The 2,574-nt window shown below is 59.2% G+C and carries 1 protein-coding gene and 2 pseudogenes; 1 reads left to right on the top strand and 2 read right to left on the bottom strand.

All coding sequences use genetic code 11. The features are described from left to right. Together Q3C01_RS44730 and Q3C01_RS44725 are read right to left on the bottom strand one after the other, a co-directional pair. On the bottom strand, window positions 1–266 hold a 266-nt coding region (locus Q3C01_RS44730; protein WP_458151722.1), incomplete at its 3' end, for a hypothetical protein. Between the two features lie 282 nt (window positions 267–548). Further along, a pseudogene (locus Q3C01_RS44725) lies at window positions 549–853 on the bottom strand (CapA family protein); the annotation flags it as partial. Between the two features lie 986 nt (window positions 854–1,839). Between Q3C01_RS44725 and Q3C01_RS44720 the strand changes: the two are divergent. After that, window positions 1,840–1,995 (top strand): annotated as a pseudogene (locus Q3C01_RS44720) (porin); the annotation flags it as partial. Window positions 1,996–2,574 lie beyond the last annotated feature (579 nt).

The following is a 2,574-nucleotide window of genomic DNA, read 5'->3' as shown; positions in this document are numbered from 1 at the left end:
GCCATCCTCGAAAATTGACGAATCTCCGCCAGCGCCCTGGCATTAACCCAGCCGCGATCGAGCGATTCGGGTACAGCTACCAATGCGCTAATCGCGCGCTCGGGTGGCCGTGTTACGATGATCACCACCGCGACCTCATCGAGATCGGCTGACAGGTGCGTCCGTTGATGTCCGATCTGAAGATGGAAGCGCCGCTGCCGCTCGTGTCGAGCAAGCGGCGCTTCGAGATTGCCGGCAATCGATTTAAAGGGCGAGGTCGTCGTCACGCCGCTGACCGATGCCGAGTCTGATGGAGTGGTCGAGCAAATTGCAACGGTCGAGCCGGAATGCTGTATCGCTCCTTATGTTCTTCCTCAACCCCGCATGAGCGGCGCATCGGAGCAGCGTTGCGCAAGCGACTGCCAATGCTTCGTGCCCCGCTATCATCCGAGGTGCAGCACGAGTTTCGCGAATAGTCCAATTCACATGCGAACTCCGATCATGGCAGCGAGGCGGCAGCAGTCTGATCACTCCCACGTCATTTTCGATGGCGATCTGTCCGGAGATGAAGATAAAATTCCCCGGGCTGGGTCTACCCTTGTAGATCTCGTTGCCGCGCAACCGGTGCGGCCCATGTCCGACATGTGCAGTGGCACCGGTATCGATCCGCCTGTGCGCAAATGATCGGACATAATCAGGCGGCTCCTGGCTCCAATTGCCGGGCTCGTGACCATGGTTCGTGACAACGCAGAAGTCCGAGAACTGTGCCCCGGCGAACGTTTCGCAGAATGCCAGCTATATCTTGCATGTCGGATTCGTAGCTGTAACCGATCTTGTCGCCCGCTTTGAATGTCACCCCGGCGACGGCCACGCGTTCGGATCACCATCGTTAGACTTGTAGCCGGGGAACACACCCACGTGGCCGCCTCAGGCGTTCAGTAAGCGCTTGGCGGATCCCCTGCGGAGCTGGGTTGACGTGTTGCGGAATTGCCAAGTCATCAGGTCTCCGAGCCGTGCGCAGGCATCCGCGAGGATGTCGGCGAAGCGTCGATAGGGGGCATGCGGGCCAACCATTGAGCCGCGATAGAAAAGTGATCCCGGGGCCGACGCTGTCTGTGTAGCAGAAGGCAACATGCTCAAGCGCGTCAATGCACGATCCGGAGGAGTCTGACTCTGCCGTAGTAGCCGGGAAGTCGCCGAACAAGCCGGGCCACCACCGGCGGAGGTGGCGGAGTAAAGGGCAGCGACCAAGGGAAATGCGGATCAGCAAAGCACGCACGGGACGCAGACCTGGGCGCGCGTGCCCCGGCGCTGAACCGCGTACGGCAATCCGCAAGGCAAAGGAAGAAGGAGCCGGTTCACCGCGCTTCTCCATCAGGTCAAAGTCGACACACTCTCGGCAGCATTCTTCGCGGTCAAACGCAAGGCTGCCGGGGAATCGACGGGGTGAGGTGGCAGGACTATGAGATAGACCTCGAGCGCAATCTCGAGGATCTCCACGGAAGTGTCTACCGGGGCGTATCGGCCTCATCCATCGCGCCGGGCATACGTAGCGGATGGCCGACAAGGGCGGCTGGCAATCGCGACCCTGGAGGACGAGATCGTCCACGGCGCTTGCGCCATGGTGCTCAACGCCATCTACGCGTTATTGCCGCAAGATGTTGTGTAGCCGCAAACTGGCGGGTCGCCGCCTCACTTGGGACGCCTTCCACCAAATCAAAGAGCGGACACCGTTGCTGAAACCAAAACTGCGCCTCCCATACGAGAGGCTGCAGGCACTAGCTGTGCCGTGAATCAGCTGCCGAAGAGCATAGCGCGGTAAATTGGCCCGTCCATTTCCCTGTGAAGGCGATCCGCTTGAAAATATGCTCGCTGTATGGAGCCGGCTTCCATTACATCCCCGGCACTGACACGTGCATCAAGCTAGGAGGGAATCTGGGTGCCGATGCCATGCCGGGCACAAGCTCCGATTTTGACGCTGCCAGCACTGGTGTTGGCGGCACTAGGGATCGGCTTCGTTCTCAGCCCAGGATCAGGTCCGCAATTACCAATGCTGCATCTGGAACGTGAGTTGTGCGACTGCTGCAGGTCTTGCCGCCGGTGCCTACGGTGCCAACGATGCGGCCGCCGACCCGGCTGCGTCTCTTTCCCTACCAGAATTCGGAGGGCATCCTTACACTCAAACTCTTCCTTCTTTCGATGATAGCCGCTAAAACTCAAATCAATTCATGCCCCCTTAAGACCTTCACGATCGCGCTAAGGGGCCGCTACCAAATTTGGTTGTACGCTGGCGTCAATGACTTTGGCCGGTGTTCGTTATGTGCGAGAAGGATGCGGGTCGACCAGCAACTGAGCAGGTGACGGCGAATATTGGATCGGGGCTGGTCAAGTTCGAATGATGCTCTCGCCTGACCGGGCTCGACCTTAACGTAGGACCGCATCAAAAATTATGTGCCACGCAAGCCTGAGGACGCTTGGGCGTTCTGGGCTGATCCAAGGGTGAGTGCCAATGCCAGCAATCTCGGAGCCGCAAAGCGATATTTCGGAAGCTCGTATGATGGAGCTCCTGGGTCGGATCACCGAAGCGCCGCATCG

The sequence above is a fragment of the Bradyrhizobium sp. UFLA05-109 genome (genome assembly GCF_054185165.1).
Note: the sequence above shows the minus strand (reverse complement) of the source record. Positions and strands in the feature narration are given on the sequence as shown.